Source organism: Patescibacteria group bacterium (genome assembly GCA_022563395.1).
In the GTDB taxonomy this organism is placed as follows: domain Bacteria; phylum Patescibacteriota; class Minisyncoccia; order Minisyncoccales; family UBA10102; genus 01-FULL-49-22b.
Genome location: JADFNM010000001.1, coordinates 551,106 through 568,404, shown reverse-complemented (window position 1 = coordinate 568,404; position 17,299 = coordinate 551,106). Strand labels below are relative to the sequence as shown.

Annotated in this window: 14 protein-coding genes and 1 other RNA gene; 4 read left to right on the top strand and 11 right to left on the bottom strand. The window is 45.5% G+C overall.

Features of this window, described 5'->3' with window-relative positions:
* Window positions 1-28 precede the first annotated feature (28 nt).
* The 11 genes from IH982_03185 to argS all read right to left on the bottom strand — a co-directional run bounded on the left by IH982_03185 (window position 29) and on the right by argS (window position 15,533).
* Window positions 29-967: a TatD family hydrolase gene (locus IH982_03185; protein MCH7828833.1), complete on the bottom strand. Its 939-nt coding sequence runs from the start codon at window positions 965-967 to the stop codon at window positions 29-31.
* A 609-nt stretch (window positions 968-1,576) separates the two neighbouring features.
* Complete coding sequence (locus IH982_03180; protein ID MCH7828832.1) at window positions 1,577-3,019, bottom strand: methionine--tRNA ligase; 1,443 nt, start codon at window positions 3,017-3,019, stop codon at window positions 1,577-1,579.
* 327 nt (window positions 3,020-3,346) lie between these two features.
* A complete protein-coding gene (gene rsmI / locus IH982_03175; GenBank protein ID MCH7828831.1) occupies window positions 3,347-4,027 on the bottom strand; it encodes a 16S rRNA (cytidine(1402)-2'-O)-methyltransferase in 681 nt (226 codons plus the stop codon).
* A gap of 90 nt (window positions 4,028-4,117) precedes the next feature.
* Window positions 4,118-5,149, bottom strand: a complete 1,032-nt coding sequence (locus IH982_03170) for an AI-2E family transporter (GenBank protein MCH7828830.1) — start codon at window positions 5,147-5,149, stop codon at window positions 4,118-4,120.
* 40 nt (window positions 5,150-5,189) lie between these two features.
* Window positions 5,190-6,452: an insulinase family protein gene (locus tag IH982_03165; protein ID MCH7828829.1), complete on the bottom strand. Its 1,263-nt coding sequence runs from the start codon at window positions 6,450-6,452 to the stop codon at window positions 5,190-5,192.
* On the bottom strand, window positions 6,436-7,773 hold the full coding sequence (locus tag IH982_03160; GenBank protein ID MCH7828828.1) for a glycine--tRNA ligase: 1,338 nt from the start codon (window positions 7,771-7,773) through the stop codon (window positions 6,436-6,438). Before IH982_03160 ends, IH982_03165 begins: the two co-directional genes overlap by 17 nt.
* Before the next feature lie 3 nt (window positions 7,774-7,776).
* A complete protein-coding gene (locus IH982_03155) occupies window positions 7,777-9,441 on the bottom strand; it encodes a hypothetical protein (GenBank protein ID MCH7828827.1) in 1,665 nt (554 codons plus the stop codon).
* On the bottom strand, window positions 9,438-9,899 hold the full coding sequence (recO, locus tag IH982_03150) for a DNA repair protein RecO (protein ID MCH7828826.1): 462 nt from the start codon (window positions 9,897-9,899) through the stop codon (window positions 9,438-9,440). The genes IH982_03155 and recO overlap by 4 nt, the downstream gene beginning before the upstream one ends.
* Before the next feature lie 179 nt (window positions 9,900-10,078).
* Window positions 10,079-10,717 (bottom strand): hypothetical protein, encoded by a 639-nt coding sequence (locus IH982_03145; GenBank protein ID MCH7828825.1) that lies wholly within the window; start codon window positions 10,715-10,717, stop codon window positions 10,079-10,081.
* A 120-nt stretch (window positions 10,718-10,837) separates the two neighbouring features.
* The gene (locus IH982_03140; protein MCH7828824.1) at window positions 10,838-13,717 is read right to left on the bottom strand and encodes an isoleucine--tRNA ligase; all 2,880 of its coding nucleotides are present in this window, start codon (window positions 13,715-13,717) and stop codon (window positions 10,838-10,840) included.
* A 58-nt stretch (window positions 13,718-13,775) separates the two neighbouring features.
* Window positions 13,776-15,533, bottom strand: a complete 1,758-nt coding sequence (gene argS / locus IH982_03135; protein MCH7828823.1) for an arginine--tRNA ligase — start codon at window positions 15,531-15,533, stop codon at window positions 13,776-13,778.
* 41 nt (window positions 15,534-15,574) lie between these two features.
* Between argS and smpB the strand changes: the two genes are divergently transcribed.
* The 4 genes from smpB to rpmI all read left to right on the top strand — a co-directional run bounded on the left by smpB (window position 15,575) and on the right by rpmI (window position 17,299).
* The gene (gene smpB, locus IH982_03130; protein MCH7828822.1) at window positions 15,575-16,021 is read left to right on the top strand and encodes an SsrA-binding protein SmpB; all 447 of its coding nucleotides are present in this window, start codon (window positions 15,575-15,577) and stop codon (window positions 16,019-16,021) included.
* A 91-nt stretch (window positions 16,022-16,112) separates the two neighbouring features.
* Window positions 16,113-16,468: a transfer-messenger RNA gene (ssrA, locus tag IH982_03125) on the top strand.
* A 119-nt stretch (window positions 16,469-16,587) separates the two neighbouring features.
* Window positions 16,588-17,097: a translation initiation factor IF-3 gene (gene infC / locus IH982_03120; protein MCH7828821.1), complete on the top strand. Its 510-nt coding sequence runs from the start codon at window positions 16,588-16,590 to the stop codon at window positions 17,095-17,097.
* 1 nt (window position 17,098) lies between these two features.
* Window positions 17,099-17,299: a 50S ribosomal protein L35 gene (rpmI, locus tag IH982_03115; protein ID MCH7828820.1), complete on the top strand. Its 201-nt coding sequence runs from the start codon at window positions 17,099-17,101 to the stop codon at window positions 17,297-17,299.

Genomic DNA, 17,299 nt, shown 5'->3' with positions numbered 1-17,299 from the left:
CGCTTAAACGAGATTTAGTTATCCACACCTAAATCTCATTTAAGCGAAATAAGGCTTTGGCGTTTTTGGTTGTCGCAGAGGAAACTTCGTCTACTAAGATACCTTTAATACGAGCTATCTCCTCTGCTACATATTTTACAAACAGGGGTTCGTTGCGTCCTGCCTGTCCCGCCTTCGCTAAAGCTGCCCCCTTCGCCGAAGTGGCTACGGAGGCCGGGTCGGCGGGCAAGGGCGGCAGTAAGTAGGGAGAATCAGTTTCCAGAACAATTCGCTCCAAGGGTAAAGCTCCAATAATCTCCTTTGGATTGGGAAGCGCAGGAACATCTTTGAAAATAAGGCCGTTAAACCCAAAAGAGAGGCCAATATTGTAGAACTGCTCTGCCTGTTTTAAGTCTCCAGTGTAGCAGTGCACGACACCTCTCAAATTTTTAGTTTGTAGTTTGTAGTTTGTTAGAAATTCAATCAAATCATCATGTGCCTTGCGGCAATGGAAAATAATCGGCAAGTTTAGCTCGTCTGCCAACTTCAGTTGCAAGGCAAGCGCTGCCTTTTGTTTACGCCGTTGAGCTTCTCTTCTTTCTTTGCTCTTTGGTTCATAGTAATAATCCAGGCCGCACTCACCGACTGCCGCCACCTTTTTGCTTTGTCCCAATTCTTTGTACTTTTCATACAAAAACTCCTCCTCTTGTGTTTCAAAGGTCATCCATTCTTCCTCCTTGGTGTTTTCTGACTGCACTTCCAATACATCAACCTTGCGCTTTTCTGAAAGATGAATAGGGTGCAGACCAATTGCGGCATACACTCCTTCTCTATACTGCTCTGCCATTTCTACTGCTTTCTTTGAGGTAGCATACTGGGTGCCTGGCATTATAACCCAGGTATCTCCTTTCAAGGTACGGTGCAGAACCTCTTTTGCGTCATTCTTGAAAGCGGCAAAGTTGACGTGTCCGTGGGTATCTATTAGCATATCCACATTGTACCATGAGCTAAAAAAGTGGGCTCGCTTTTTAGGCGAGCCCTTCCTCGTAAGGAGAAAAAACATGCCCCTAAGGAAGACTAGACCCCAGCAGGTCTCTGGTGTGTTGCATGTTTCTTTCTGCGCGTTGTAAGTGAAACCCAAGGCCTTTCCGTTGATGAAGAGAGAGTCCTGGGCGTTGTGATTTACGCCGAAGACTTTCAACCTCTGAGACTTGATTACCAAACCTCTGTATAAGAACGGGATCCCTAGACTCCATCGCTTTCCCTCTCCTTGAAGGTACAGTTTTTCTCAGACCACTGTTTTGGCCTGAAAATTATCTACGTCGCAATAAACAATTTTCAGGGCAAAAGAAGAAACCTCCCGTGGTTGGGAGGTTTCGTTTGTTTTCAAAGAGGTGAATCTATGCAACAAAATCTCCCAACCGTTTACGGAGGTCCAAGACCAAGATGCTAATAAACTTCCTGGCTGGAAAATTGTTCATAATAAAACTATATACACCATACAAAGAAATACGTCAAGCCCTATAAAAACTTAATGAAATTAAGGATTCTTTAATTTCATTTAGGAGATATGCGGGCCGTCGCCCGCTGAAGCGGGCTATGTCCCGCGAAGACGGGGAAAGAGAGACTCTCCTTTGCCTTGCTCAAGTTGCTGGATGATTTTCTTTGAGGTTTCGGGAAGAAAGGGCTGCAAAAGCTCAACTATGTGGGAAACTGCAAGAAGTAAATCCCCTATTACTTCCTTCTGTCTCTCAGACTCTTCCCAGGGGCGTTTCTTTTCAATGTATCTGTCACAAAACTGAATCACCTCCCAGATCCGCTCCAAAGCCTGGCTGAACTGAAAATCACCAAGAAGCTCTGAAACTTCCTGTTCTTTCTTTGACAAAAGTTCTTTGAAATCCTTGCCGTAAAACTCATCTGGAGTCTTAAGCTCAGCCTTTTCTGCCATAGTAAGAACTCTTGCTACCAGGTTACCCAATCCTCCTGCCAAGTCTGCATTATACCTAGTCTCAAACTTCTCATAGCTAAAGTCGCCATCCTCCGTAGAAGGAATTTCTCGCAAGAAAAAGTAGCGTACGGCATCGGTGCCATACTTTTCTACCAACTCAAAAGGGTCGATAACATTACCCAAGGATTTGGACATCTTCTGCCCATCTACCGTGATATATCCATGCACAAAAATGGTTTTAGGAAGAGATAGGCCTGCAGACAATAGAAAGGCCGGCCAATAAATGGCATGAAAACGAGTAATGCCCTTGCCTATCACATGAACATCTGCTGGCCACCACTTTTTGTATGTTTGTTCATCAAACCCGAAACCTATGCCTGACTGGTAGATATTGAGTGCATCAAACCAAACATACATTCTCTGAGAATCGTCTCCGGGAGCAGGAACTCCCCAGTTTTTGGCTCGTTCGTTGGAACGGGAAATACTAATATCCTGTAAAGGCTGCTTTAAGAAAGCTAGTACCTCATTCTTTTTTGAAACAGGGATAACCTTAAGCTCATCTTTTTCAATAAGTTGCACCAATACATCTTGATACTTTGAGAGCTTAAAAAAGTAGTTTTCTTCAGAAACAGTCTCAAGCTTTTTGCCCGGATGTTCTTTGCACTCCAGATTTTCTGTGAGTTCGTTTGGGCTATAAAAGGTTTCGCACCCAACACAATAGAGGCCTTCATAGGACTTCTTGTAAATATCTCCTGCCTTATTGCACAACTCCCATAACTTCTGGCTGGACTCATGGTGCTTTGGATTGCTGCCTTTTTGAAACACATCAAACTGCACGCCTAGGGCTTCAGCCAGTTTGCGGAACAGCTCGGCATTCTCATCAATAAACTGTTGTATTGGCACGCCAGCCTGTTCTGCTGCCTGCACGTTTTTTAAGGCATTCTCATCGCTTCCAGACAACAACAAAACCTCCTCGCCTTTCTGGCGATGAGAACGTGCAACCACGTCTGCCTGCACAAAATCCAAAATATGGCCAATGTGCGGCTTTGCATTCACATAAGGGATTGCGGTTGTAATATAAAACTTTGCCATGCTGTTCTTGTAGCACAAAATCCTTGCTTTTCCAATAAAAAAGACTCCGCACAAAACGAAGTCCTGGAAGTCCCTAAGCAGTTCATGCTGTAGGACTCCTTACCTCAACCTCGATGAGGAGATGTGAGAGTTGGGCCCACACATGAGCTCCCCTTCTGTCTTCGGTGCTCTCAAAGTAGAACTCCGGATCTCTCCCTCCCTGCCTCTCCTTCTTCAGTACGCCCCTGTACAACTCACCCCTTCCAGCCTCTCGCCAATAGACCGCACTGCCGGTCACGAGAGAATTCCGAGCCTCTTCTACTTTGGGTATATACACGTCACATCTCCTCAAGGAACTTTGCTTGGATTCACGAGTACTACAAACTCACCTTTTGTATTCCCTTTCTCTAACATTTTCAGAACTTCGTCAAGAGCCCCCCGATATATGGTCTCAAATTTCTTGGTAAGCTCTCGTCCCACAACAAGAGAAAGGTTACTATCCAGTGTTTCCAATTCCTGTAAGCTTTTGATAATACGGTGGGGGGATTCATAGAATAATACGGGATGTTTACTGGAAACAACTTCTTGAAAAAACTTCTTTCTTCCCTTCTTGTGGGGCGGGTATCCCAAGAACAAGAACTTATCCATTGGAATACCTGCAATGCTCGCTAAAGTAGTGAGGGCCGAGGGGCCTGGAATGGGCACAACAGATATCTCAGGATTCTTTTTTACGAGAAAAGAAACAAGCTCATTTCCTGGGTCAGAAATTCCTGGAGTGCCAGCATCCGTGACCAGGGCAAGATTCTTTCCTTCCAAAAGAAGTTGAAACACTTTCTCCGTCACACTTTCTTTGCTGTGCTGGTGATAACTCATTAACGGTGTCTGGATAGTGTAATGGGATAAGAGTTTCTTTGTCACCCTGGTGTCTTCTGCCAAGACAAAATCAACCTCTTTTAAGGTTTCAAGCGCTCTCAAAGTTATATCCCCCAAATTCCCAATCGGGGTCGCAACAATATACAGAGTCCCCATAGTTCTACCGAAGTTCTCCTAAACGAGATTTAAGCACTCATGCTTAAATCTCGTTTAGGCAATATCAACACGTTTAGGCAATATCAACAATTAAACAATGGTATTGTTTTCTTCCTTACGCTTCTTTAAGAAATCCCGCAGGAACTCAAAGAGGATTCCGGCCAAGGGGATTGCCAAAATGGCTCCCATAATCCCCCAAAGTTGCAGCCCCACGGCCAGAGCTATTAACACCAGGGCGGGGGGAATGCCCAAAAATCTCTTGGTGAGCAAGGGAGTTAAGATGTTCCCCTCAATCTGCTGGATTAAGGTAAAGGCAAGGAGGATAAAGACTGCCTTTAAGGTAGAATCCAGGGCAACAATGATAAACAGCAGGAGGCCTGTCACCAAGGGGCCAATAATGGGAACAAAGTTTAAGATGGTTGCCAAAAGTCCCAAAGAGAAGGGGTACTGCACATTGAACAAAAACAAGGTAAGGTAGGTTGCAACACCAACAAAAATGGAGGTAATGAGCCTTGCGGCGAACCAGCCTGAAACCTTGCGTTGAGAGCGTGCCCACAAATCTAAAGCGAACGCCTCGTACTTTTTAGGGAACAAAAGCCCTATGGTCTTTTCAATGGATTTTTCTTCAATGGAAAGGAAAATGGCAATAGAAAGAACGAATATGGTAGAGAAGATTCCACCAAACACCACAAATAAGGCGGAAAAGATGTTGCCTGCAAGCTTTTCCACCCCCAAGCTCAAGGCATCAAAGAAGGTCTGAACGTCGCTAAAAGCCGCAATGCCAAGGCCTCGCAGAACAGGAGAAAACGTCTCAAAGTACTGAGGGAAAAGCTGGGAGAATCTCTGAATCTCGCTTACAAAGAAGGGTGCTATGCTCCAGATGATAAAGGCCAAAATGCCAAAAATAACCGAGTACACTCCAATAGTTCCCAGCACTCTGGGGACTCGTCTTCGCTGCAGAAAATCAATGGCAGGGTCAAAGAGAATAGAGATAATCAAGCCAAACAGGACCCATACCAAAATATCCTTAACCAAGAACAAAACATAGACCACAAGACCTGCCACCGCAAGCTTTAAAATGGTGCCCCAGGAAATATCCAACATTTTTCCTTGATTGTTCATGGTTCAACTTGTTCACCATGACCCTGAGTCTGTCAAAGGATCATGAGAGAAACTTTTGAAATCTCTGCTTATGTGTAAAAGGTCCCAGTATTACAAGGTTGAGATTTTTGGGCGTGAACATATTTTTTGCCACCCTCTGAATGTCTGAAACCTTCACCTTCTCTATTTTATCATAAAGTTGCTCTGGGGTGAAAAATCGGTGCTCTAAAATCTCCTGCATGCCGTAAAACTCGGCCTTGGCATCTGAAGATTCCAAAGACAACGCCATTCTTCCCTTGATGCGGTCTTTTGCGTTGCGCAGTTGTGTGGAGGTAATCTTGGTGACTGCCAGCTTCTTGTATTCTTTGGCAATGATCCCCACAACCTTTTGTGCGTTCTCGTTTTTAACCCCAGCAAAGGTTGCAAGAAAGCCGGTGTCCGGGTTTGACTCGCTAGAAGTTGAAATGTAGTAGGCAAGGCCAAGCTTCTCCCTGACCTCAGTGAACAAGCGGGAACTCATTCCTCCCCCTAAGATTGCGGCAATAATCTCCTGCACGAACCTGTCTTTATGGGAAAGGTTAAAACCGCGTGCTGCAAACGCAAGGTGAGTCTGGTCGGTTGCTCGATGTTCCAAGAGCACTTTGGGCTTCTCTTGTGACTCATGTACCGCAACCTTATCTTTGAAGTTCTTTAAGGAGATAGAAGAAAAGAGCTTTCCCACTCTTTCCTTTACCTTCTCTTCTTTTATGTTTCCTGCCACGCACACCACCGTGTTTGATGCAACATACTGGCTTTGCATGTAGGAGAGGAGGTCAGCTTGAGAAAGACCTTGAACCGTTTCTTTTGTTCCGGCCGTATCCCAGCCAGCTGGCTGGTCTCCGTACAAGAACTGCTCCAGCAGGTCTGCCACATGAATCATGGGGATGTCTTTCCTCATGTTGATTTCTTCTATCACCACCCCTTTCTCTTTTGTAATTTCTTTTTGGGCAAGCAAAGAGTTTAAGAATATGTCTGCCACCATATCCAATGCCAACTTAAGGTGCGAGGCATCAACTTTAATATAGTACCCGGTAAGGTCTTGGGATGTGAAAGCGTTAAGGGCTCCTCCAACATTCTCAATGGGGCCTGCAATTTTCAAGGGGGTGGGGCGCTTCTTTGTCCCCTTGAAAAACATATGCTCCAAAAAGTGAGACACGCCGTTCACCCTCTTTTCCTCGTATTTGGAACCGGTTCCCACCAATACCAACACCGTCACGGTCCTGGTATTCTGCTGGGGAATGGTAAGGACCCTAAGTCCACTTTTGAGTTTAGTTGTCTTTATCATCCAACTGCTTCCTAATAGTTATTGCAAGAGAATCCAAAGAAACTCGCTCTTGCTCCATGGTATCTCGGTCGCGCAAAGTAACTGAGTTTTCTTTGGCGGTATCAAAATCAACAGTCACACAAAAGGGCGTACCAATCTCATCTTGGCGCCGGTATCTTCTTCCAATAGCTCCAGCTTCATCGTACTGGCAGGAAAAGTGCATCTTGAGCGAGTCAAAGACCTCTCGCGCTTTCTTTATCAGCTCTTCTTTGTTTTTCACCAAGGGGAATACTGCAACCTGCACAGGAGCTAAGGAGGGTTTTAGTTTCAAAACCGTCTCCACCTCCTTTGTAGCCTCTGTAGTTTTGGTCCTTGCCCCTTTTACCTCTTCATAACCTTCAAGCAACAAAGCCAAAAACAGCCTATCCACACCCATGGTGGGTTCTATTACAAAAGGATAATATTTTTCTTTGGTTTCAGGATCTGTATACCTTAAGTCTTGGCCGGAATGTTCAGCGTGCTGTTTTAAATCAAAGTCGGTTCTATTGGCAATACCTGCCAGCTCTCCCCATCCAAAAGGAAACTTGTACTCAATGTCCACGGTTCGCTTTGAGTAGTGGGACAAAGATTCTTTTGGGTGCTCGTACAACCGCATATTCCTTTCTTTGAGCCCCATGTCCAAAAAGAACTGCCACCACTGTTTTGCCCAATAGTCAAACCACTTCTCGTCTTCACCGGGCTTTACAAAGTACTCAATCTCCATTTGTTCCAGCTCCCTTAAGCGAAACAGATAATTTCCCGTGGTAATCTCATTTCGAAATGCTTTGCCAACTTGAGCTATCCCAAAGGGAACCTGCAGACGCTGGGATTCTTGTACCAGACGAAAGTTGGTAAACATGGCTTGGGCGGTTTCAGGACGAAGATAAGTTGCGTTCTTTTCATCCTCAACCGGACCCAAAAAGGTCTTGAACATGAGGTTGAAGTTTTTGGGCTGTGTAAAATCTTTGCCTCCGCAACTGGGACACTTGCCATCTTGTATGTAATCTTCTCTGAGTCTGGTATTGCACTTTTTGCATTCAACTAAAGGGTCGGTAAAGTTTTCCAAGTGTCCTGAGGCTTCCCACACCTTGGGGCTCATTAAAATGGAGGCATCAATCAGGGCTACTTCTTCTCTTTGCTGCACGAATCTCTTGAGCCACTCTCGCTTGATGTTGTTTTTAAACAAAGAACCCAGGGGGCCGTAGTCATACAAAGCTTCCACGCCTCCATAGATTTCAGAAGAAGGAAACACAAAGCCCCTGCGCTTTGCCAAAGATATGACTTTTTGCATAAGATCATCCATAGATTATTGTATCACTCCCATTTGAGCTGTAACGGAATCGTCGTCTGGGAGCGTGGTATTAATAGGAGAGTCGGCGGCAGACAAAGATTGCTCGGTAAACAGGTCGTCTGCCTGTATGTTTGCTTCACCAATTAACTGGACAACATTTCCTTGTTGGGATTCTGAAGGGGTCAAGCGTATCTGAAAAGCCACTGAAGGGGCAGTTTCAAAGGGTCCTGTACCAGCTGAAAGATCTCCCACTTCCCATACCACCTCCCGGGATACCTGGTCAAAGGTTAGGGATTCTCCTTCTTTGAACACACTTCCAGTTAAACTTATTCCCAGAGGAAGAACCGCTCTCACCTTTGCGTTTTGAACGTCATTGTACAGGTTCTTTACCTGCCATACTACGGTGTACGTTGTGGGTACTCCAACCTGCGGGGGCAAGGGGCCTTGATTGCCAAACACCTCGTCTTGAAAATAGGCTGCCTGGCCAATTTCTAGCTTTGAGTTCACCTTGAGCTCAAACTCTTCGGTAACGTCAGAAAGAATAATGCGGTTTCGTGCAACAAAACTCTTGTCTTGGGAACTAAAGGTTTCCCATTCTTCTTTTACATTCACCCAAAACTCTACCTTTCCTTCCTCACCCTTCCCAAGAAACCGCAGTCTTGAAACCTTCTTTGATTCAAAGATGATGGAATTGTCTCCTAGCTGGAAGGTCCCAAAATCTGATTTTATACTTGTTAAATCAAAGGGGCGCCCTTCCAGAGAAACCACCAAAAACAGGTTTTCCAAGGTCTTTTCTGAAACATTTTTAAAAGAGATAACGTAGTGAAGGGTATCTTTGGGTGAGGCAACATAATCTGCAACGCCATTGACCTCTTGGGAGATTAAGATACGGGTCCTTGTAATCTCAATTCCTTTGATTGCTTCACGGAGCAGGGTAAACTTACCTTCCTTCCAGGTTCCCAGGGTCGCCTTGAAAATCTTGGCTTCCTGAACCTCTCCTTCCAAAGAGCCTGTAATAGAAATGCGGCCCCCTTCTGCCTTGTTTAAAAGACCAACGTTCCATTCCGACTCACCAATGGGAGAAGGAGTAGCTTTAGTAAAGAAAAACCCTTCTGGATACTCTATGGTAATTCTAAGGTCAGATAAGGGATATTCTGAGTTGGAAAAGTAGTTTAAGGCAAAAGAAAACTCCTGGCCGGCTTCCATGCGAGAAGGCAGGTCCAGCTCAAAGGTCAAGGGAACGTGGGAAATGAGCGTGGTTGCAGTGGTTTCGGACTCAAACTGGGCATTGAGATTTCTTGGGGTGTATTGCAGCAGTACCTTTGCCTCTTTTATCTCTCCCTCCTTGCCAAAAAGCCTAGAGGAAAAAGAGGAGTTTCTCTCCTGCCCCGGATAGATATCATCTAAGGACTGAGTGATTCTGGTGTTTTGGTCTGTTGTCGGCACAGCTCCCGCTGGATACTCAAAGATTAAGACGGGGTTTTGCAAACGCACATTTCCGTTGTTTTTGTATTTCACAACATAGGTAATCTCCTCTCCCATTGTTGCTTCAGAAGGAGCTATAATCTCCAGTTTTAAGATTTCCTTTGAGTAGCTATTTTTCTGCCACAGCCAAAACCCGGCTATTCCCACGAGAACTGCGATAAAGATAATAATTAATTGAAATCGAGAGATTCTCATACAACAACTTCTTTTCCATATCCTGCCAAGGTCATGAACCGGGGCACAAATGACTGGTATGCCTTTTCTGGAGCAGTGCCCTCTTTAAGTTCAGAAAAAGATTGGAGAAGCAAATCCCACACCTTCTCGTCTCTTTCTTGTTCTGCCATATGTTGATCAACAAGTTTTGCAATTTGCAAGGCCGAGCGCAAGTAAGAAAGATCCTGAGGGGAAGCGAGATACTGTCTGAGTGAAATTGCTTCCACCAGTACCTTTTTTTGTTTCCCTTGCACAAACTCTAAGTACGAAAGAGAAAAGAGCTCCAATCCGCCTCTTAGCTTTGAGGTGATCTTTCGCTCTGATACCGCAAACATCGTAAGTTTGCCGTACTCTTTGCAAAACACCTTAAAGATTCGGTTTGCCTCACCTTGATCTTGCTTCTTTAGTATAATGCCTTGGGTTTTGTAATGAAATGCCATTGGCTCAAATTCGCTTAACGTTCCCCATTATATCTTACAGTCCCCTCTTTGTCATCTTGGCAGAGCAGCAGTATTTTTGCGATTTCTTGCCTTAATTTGTTCGTATTTCCATGAGATAAAGAAATGCCCTCAGCTCGCACAATCGCAAGCCGAGGGCAAAGGTTCCAAGAGACAAAGCTCTAGGAATTGCGGGAGAACACCCGATAGCCAACGCTCAAACTACGCATGCGCGTGGCCAAGTCAGCATCCACGAGCCAGCTGCTACCGCCCCGGCTGACGTACACCACACGGAGCTCGCCGTTGACATCACGGACATAGAAGACATTCTCCCACCCGCCGGTGAGCAAAACGCCTTCCTCGCCGTTGGGCTGGCGCTCCATGAGAGCCCAAATCTGGGCAAGTGTGGTTTCGGCCTTGTCGCCGAGTTCGGCGAGAATTGGCCTGCCCACCAAAGATCCTGTAAGCGTCGCGTAGCGAAGCTCTGTCTCCATGACTGCTTCCTCGGTCTTGCCTTCAAACCACCCCTCGAAATTCATGCCAAGAAACAAGGTATTGCCCCTCACAAACTTCTCTCGGACCACAAACTGCTCAGTAGTCGCCGGAATCATGGCCGTGCCGCCCTCCTCCAGAAACGGCTGGTTGAGTGGCTTAAGGCCAAGAAGCTTCCGAACTGCGTCTCGGTCAATCTCCTCGTTGAAATTGGCATCCCGAAGGTCAGCTAGAAGTCCAGACTCAATAAGTGCCTGAACTTGGTCCCTTGGCTCATCCTTAAAGTGGGCTAGTATCTTCGTTGCCTGATCGAGGGTTGCTATTTCCATTGCAAGTCCTCCCTTTCTTTTGGGGCGTCGCCTTTCAGCGGGCCCTTGCTAGGTGCTCGCGCAGCTATGTTATAGATTTGCTGCATCCAAGAATATATACAGCACAAGTTGCCTAAAAAGTCAAATCTTGCGGATGCCGAGCCACAGCTTCTTTCCTCCAATCTTTATTGTTTTCTCAATATCAAACACCTGTTTGGGGCGGTCTCCTTCCAAAAGTTCTGTGATGCCTCCAATCTTTACAAGGGTTTCTTTGTGGCGAGAAAACAGATTTTTGACGTCGGCTGTCCCGGCATAGCGCAACCGAACGCGATGGCGCGGCTTATACCCTGCATCTTTTCTCATGCCCTGAATATGGCGCAACAACTCCCGCACCAGCCCCTCTTCTCTTAATTGAGGCGTAAGTTTGGTGTCCAACTGCACATCCCCTTTAAGCTTTGAGCTCACCACCACTTCTTTTACGTTTAACTCATCTTGAAGCAAAAGCAGCAATTCTTTTTGAAGTTTTTCTTTTATGGTGAGTTTTGCCAAGGGTTGGCGCACCCGAAGACCCGCCTTTGCCCTCAAGGCCAGCCCTTTGCTTGCAATGTGCCGTACTTTCTCCATCTCCTGTTCTAATTTTTTATCTTGTTTTGGGGCTTTTGGTTTATCCTGAGCTGGGTCGAAGGGCCAATCCTGCAAGTGTACGCTCCCTTTTCCATTGCTTTTCTCAAACACAACCTCGCTCAAAAAAGGAATAAACGGGGCAGAAAGCAAGCTTGTCTGAAAAAGTACATATCCAAGGGTTGAAACCGCATCCTGCAATTCCTTCTTGCTTTTGGGGTTCTGAAACCTGCTTCTCGATCTTCGAATGTACCACAGAGAAAGATTTTCAATAACAAAAGATTCCAAGGCGCGGGCAGCTCCTGTAATATCGTATTCGTCCATCTTCCTTGTCATGTCTGCTGTGGTTGTGTTTAAGCGAGACACGATCCATTGATCCAGCACATTCTCGCTTAAACGAGATTTAGGAACTCCTAAATCTCGTTTAGGATTATACGTTTCATAGAACGCCAGGGAATTCCACAGGGTTAAGATAAACTTTCTTAAGGTCTGTTGAAGGTCTCGCTCGGAAAAAAGCTTCGGGTCCCAGGGATGATTTACAGAAAAGAAGTACCAGCGCACCGCATCCATGCCGTATTTGTCTGCCACATCCCAAGGATTCACCACGTTACCCTTGGACTTAGACATCTTTTCTCCCTTTGCGTCCAACAGATGACCCAAAGAGATAACATTCTTGAACGGGGGACCAAAACCAAGAAGCGTGGATACTGCAAGCAGGGTATAGAACCAACCCCTGGTCTGGTCTATGGCTTCTACAATATAGTCTGCAGGAAACTCTTTTGGTTTCTTTTCTCCCATCCAGTGGTTTTGGGCAAAGGGCATGGCACCAGAATCATACCAAACATCCACCACATCCTTTACCCTCTTCATGATTCCCTTGCAGTTTGTGCAAGGAAACTCCACTTCATCTACATACGGCCGGTGCAAGTCAATATCTTTCTTTCCTTTGTAGGGGTTTTGCAAAAGCTTCTTTGAAAGCAGTTCTTTTACAGAGCCGATAACCTCTTTTTCTTCGCACATGGTGCACTCCCAAATGGGCAATGGAGTTCCCCAGTACCGTTCTCGGGAAAACGCCCAGTCCTTCACCTCCTTTAGCCATTCTCCCATCCTGCCTTCCTTTAAGTGTCCTGGAATCCAGTTTATCTTCCTGTTGTTTGCCAAGAGTTGTTTTTTCACCTTCTGCATGTTTATAAACCATGTTTCCTTTGCATAATACAGCAATGGTGTGGAGCATCTCCAACAAAAAGGATACTCGTGCTCATACCACTCCTCTTTGAACAAGAGGTTTCGCTTTTTCAGGTCGGCTATAATCAAGGGGTCAGCATCCTTTACAAACTTTCCTTTAAAAGGAGTGGCTTCCTTTACAAACTTCCCTTGCTCGTCCACAAGGTGGAGCATGGCAAGATTTTCTTTTTTCCCCAGCTCAAAGTCCTCTACTCCGTAGGCAACTGCGGTATGCACAATGCCGGTTCCCTCCTTAGTAGAAACAAAGTCTGCTGCAACAACTTCCCATGCCTTTTTTCCTTGTTCTGGCTTTTTAAAAGAAAACAGGGGCTCATATTTCATTCCCACAAGGTCTTTGCCAGAAAACGTTTTGACAACGTCATACTTTAGAAGCACTTTCTCTGCCAAACCTTTAGCCATGAGATAATGCTCATTGTCTTTTTTTACCAAGACATAGGAAATATTCCTGCCTACTGCCAAGGCAACGTTACCAGGCAAGGTCCAGGGCGTGGTGGTCCAAGCAAGAAAGAAGGTCTTTTGCGGAAGCTTCTTTCCTTTTGCCCTGAACTTCACATAGACAGAAAGGTCTTTTACGGTTTTGTACCCCTGGGCCAGCTCATGGGAAGACAAGGGAGTGCCGCACCTCGTGCAAAAAGGCACTACCTTGTAGTCTTTGTACAAGAGACCTTTTTGCCACCAGGTTTTGATTATCTGCCACAGGGTTTCAATGTACGGGGTTTCATAGGTAATATACGCATTATCCGTATCCAGCCATACTCCCGCCCTGTTTGTGAGCTCTTCCCACTCTTTCTTGTATTTCCACACCGACTTTCTGCACTCCTCGTTAAACTTTGCTATGCCGTACTTTTCAATGTCTTTTTTGGACTTTAGCCCCAGTTGTTTTTCCACCTCCAGCTCCACAGGAAGACCATGGGTATCCCACCCAGCACGCCTCGGAACAAAAAATCCCCGCATGGTTTTGTAGCGGAGCACAACGTCTTTAAAAGACCGGGACTCCACATGGTGCAAACCTGGTTTCCCGTTGGCGGTGGGAGGACCTTCGTAAAACACAAAGCGAGGAGAGTTTTTTCTCCTTGCCACGGATTTTACAAAGGTTTTTTCTCGTCTCCAGCGCTTGAGGATTTGCTCTTCCAGCTTGGGAAAATTCACTTCCATATATAGTAAAGTATCACCTTTTGAGGCGCTTTTCAATGCGTCCTTAGTTAAACTAAGTTTACATGCGCTCTGGGGTTTTAATGCCCAAGAGTTTGAGAGAATTCTGAATAATCTGGGCTGTGGCTGCAGTAAGCACAAGGCGAAAGTTCTTTTGCTCCTCAATTTCTGCCTGCAAAACCCGGTGGGTGTTGTAGAAGTTGTTGTAGGCCTGGGCAATATCAAACACAAAGCTGCAAACAAGATTAGGAGAAAAGTTGTCTGCTGCATCTCTAACAATTTCTGGAAATCTATACAGCAACCTCAACAAAGCCATCTCCTCTGGGAGCAACTTAGTTTCTTTAAGGTGTGAATAACTTAGTCTCTTTAAGTTTGCCTTGCGGAGGATGCTGCGGCATCTGGCATACGTGTATTGAAGATATGGACCACTTTCCCCCTCTAAACTCAGAGATTTATCAAAATCAAAAGTGATATCTCTACCAAGACCGATCCTCAACAAAGAATATTTTACTGCCCCAACTGCAATGCTTTCTGTTGCAGCTTCCTGCTCCTTTTCGGGAATCTCGCTTCCCGAGGACTTCATAATCTTTTGTACTCTGCCTTTTACCTCTTCAATCAGCTCTTCCCCTGTAACAACGTTTCCGGTACGGCTCGACATCTTGCCTTCTGGCAGACGTACCATGCCGTGGGAAAGATGCTTGGTTTTTCTCCCAAGCTCTGGATTTATTTCCTTTAATGCGGCCAGTAGTACTTTAAAATAATCAATGATTTCATTCCCAGTAATAATGAGGGAAAGATCATACTTAAAGTCTTTGTATTTTGTGGGAGCCAACCCAAGCTCTTTTGCCTCATAGGTTGGCAATCCCTGAGAAGTAATGAATACCCTGCTATGGAGGCCGTATTTCTCTCCAGGAAAAATAACTGCTCCCTGGCTTTTCTCAAAGATTCCTTTTTTCATTCCTTCTTCTACAAGCTTTTCCCCTACCTTTCCTACTTCGCTTTCAAAGTAGTAATAGTCAAACTTGGTTCCCAAGCGCTTGTAGATTTGTTCAAAATATTCAAGACTCCATTTTCTGCCTTGCTGATAAAGCTCCTTAATTTCTTTGTCTAGGGCGAAGATTTTTGCATTCAAGCTTTCAATATCCTCTTTTGCGTTTCCTGTTTCATACGCTTGGTTCCCCTTTGCATATGACTGCCCGAGAAACTTCATCCTTACTGACAGATCTTTTTTCGCCAACTCCTTTAGGGAGAGATGCTGTTCTTCAAGATTCCTTTGCATGCCCCAGACTGCCTTTGCAACATGCAACCCCACATCTCCTTGATAGTTCACCCGCTTTACCTGAGCTCCCTGCGCCTCAAGGAGTCGAGACAAACTCTCCCCAACGGTATTGCTGTACAAATGCCCAATGTGAAACTCCTTGAAGGGGTTGGGGTCGGTAAACTCAACCATTACCTTTTTCTTTTGAGCATCGCCTTGACCATACTTTTCTTTCTTCTTAATCACTTCCTGCAACTCTCCTATAAGGTACTCTTGCTTTAAGAAAAAGTTGATGAAGCCGAGGCCTTCTGCCTTAATTTCGCTTACAAACCCTGTGTCTCTGATGTTTAGTCTTGAGTGTATTAAATCTGCAATTTTCCTTGGGTTTTGGTTCAGTTGCTTCCCTAGCACCAGGGCAACGTTGGTGGAATAATCCCCGTGTTCTGGGTTCTCCGGATGCTCAAACGAAATTAAGGAATCCTTAATCTCATTAAGGAGACCTTCGGTTTTAAGGGATTTGAGCGCACTCTGGACAAGTTTTTCTAGATGCTTAACTATCATACCTGTTTTTAATGTAGCACATTTTCCTTTAGAATGAAGCTATGCCAACTTTAGCTGAAAACAGAAAGGCGCATCACGACTACCAAATCCTTGAAACCCTGGAGGCAGGGTTGGTGCTGAAAGGCCAAGAGGTAAAGGCAATACGTCAAGGGAAGCTGCAGCTGGCGGGCTCTTTTGTTTCCTTTCGGGGCGGAGAACTCTATCTTTTGGGCTCTACCCTACCTCCGTACCAGCCAAAGAACGCAGGGTCTGACTACGATCCTGACCGGGCAAGAAAGCTCTTAATGAAGAAAGAAGAGCTGCGCTCTTTGTACGGAAGATCAAAGCAGGAGGGATTGACTTTTGTGCCCTTAAGGGTGTATACTAGCAAGGCAAAGCTTAAGCTTGCCTTTGGTATTGCCAGAGGAAAGAGAAAAGGAGACAAGCGAGAACTCTTGAAAAAAAGAGAAGCCCAAAGAGAGATGGAACGGGCACTGAAAAGAAGATAGCCCTCCTTCGCTAAAGCTTTGAAAGGGCGTCCTTCGCCCTTATGCATTGAACGGCTTGCCGTCCGAAGCTTGACGAAGGAAAGCGAAGGACGGGGGTGAATTGTTTCGATAGAGGAAAGGACACCAGTATGCAGGCTGAGGTTCCAGGCTCCTCATAAAAAAACCTGGGGCACCACAAATGCCAACGTTTTCAAGCCGGCACAACCGGCGTTTGCCTACGCATAATACCGTAAGCCATCTGTTTGCTGACTCTCGATAGGCAAAACAGGTGTCAACCATCGAGAAAGGCATCGTTTCGCGATTCGGGAACGCTGCGACACAAACAGAATCATAAGAAAGAAGAACTTCGTCCCATTCCCGCCTTCTTTCTCTTTCAATGGGACTATGCCTGTAGAAGTACTGGTAGAATATCTTCTAGACGGGGCTTCACCGCCCCCACCTCCACTAATTTGGACCCTTTTTATTCTCCAAATTTGCTTTTGCAAATTTGGAGGGGAGTTCCAACCGTAAAAGAACACCAAGGTGTCGCTCGTGCAAAACAAGTTTGACACTCGCGACAAATTATATTGCCGAAACAAACATACATAAACAACCAAATACGGGCAACCGAAGTTCGCTTAATTGACGAGGCAGGAACTCAGGTAGGCATGGTTCCCTTGGCGGAGGCCATACAACGGGCCGAGGCAGCTGGGCTCGACCTCATTCAGGTAACCGAGAAGGTAACCCCTCCCGTAGTAAGAATTGCAGACTACGGAAAGTATCTCTACCAGCAGGGTAAGAAGGAACGGGAGGCAAAAAAGCACACGGGGGGAGATTTAAAAGAAATCCGTCTCACTTTCAACATCTCAGACCACGACCTTGAGACAAGGGTAAGACAGGCAGCAAAGTTTTTAAAGCGAGGGGACAACGTCAGAATCAACCTAAGGCTGAGGGGACGACAGAAAGCATTACTGGAACACGCAAAAGAAAAGATCCTGAAGTTCACAGAACAACTCAACGCCTTAATTCCCATTCGAACGGAACGCGACATGAAGTTGGAACCAAGGGGACTTACCATGGTTATCACAAAAAAGTAGTATGGCAAGGAAAAAGACAAAAACGAGGAAATCCATTATAAAACGTTTTAAGTTCACTAAAGGTGGAAAGATTTTGAAGCGCTCTGCGGGACAAGACCACTACCGAATGAAACGCACCGGAAAGCAGCGGCGTCACATGAAAAAGTGGACAGCCTTAAGTAAACCTGACGCAAAAAAAATCAAGAGCTTGTTGACTTCATAA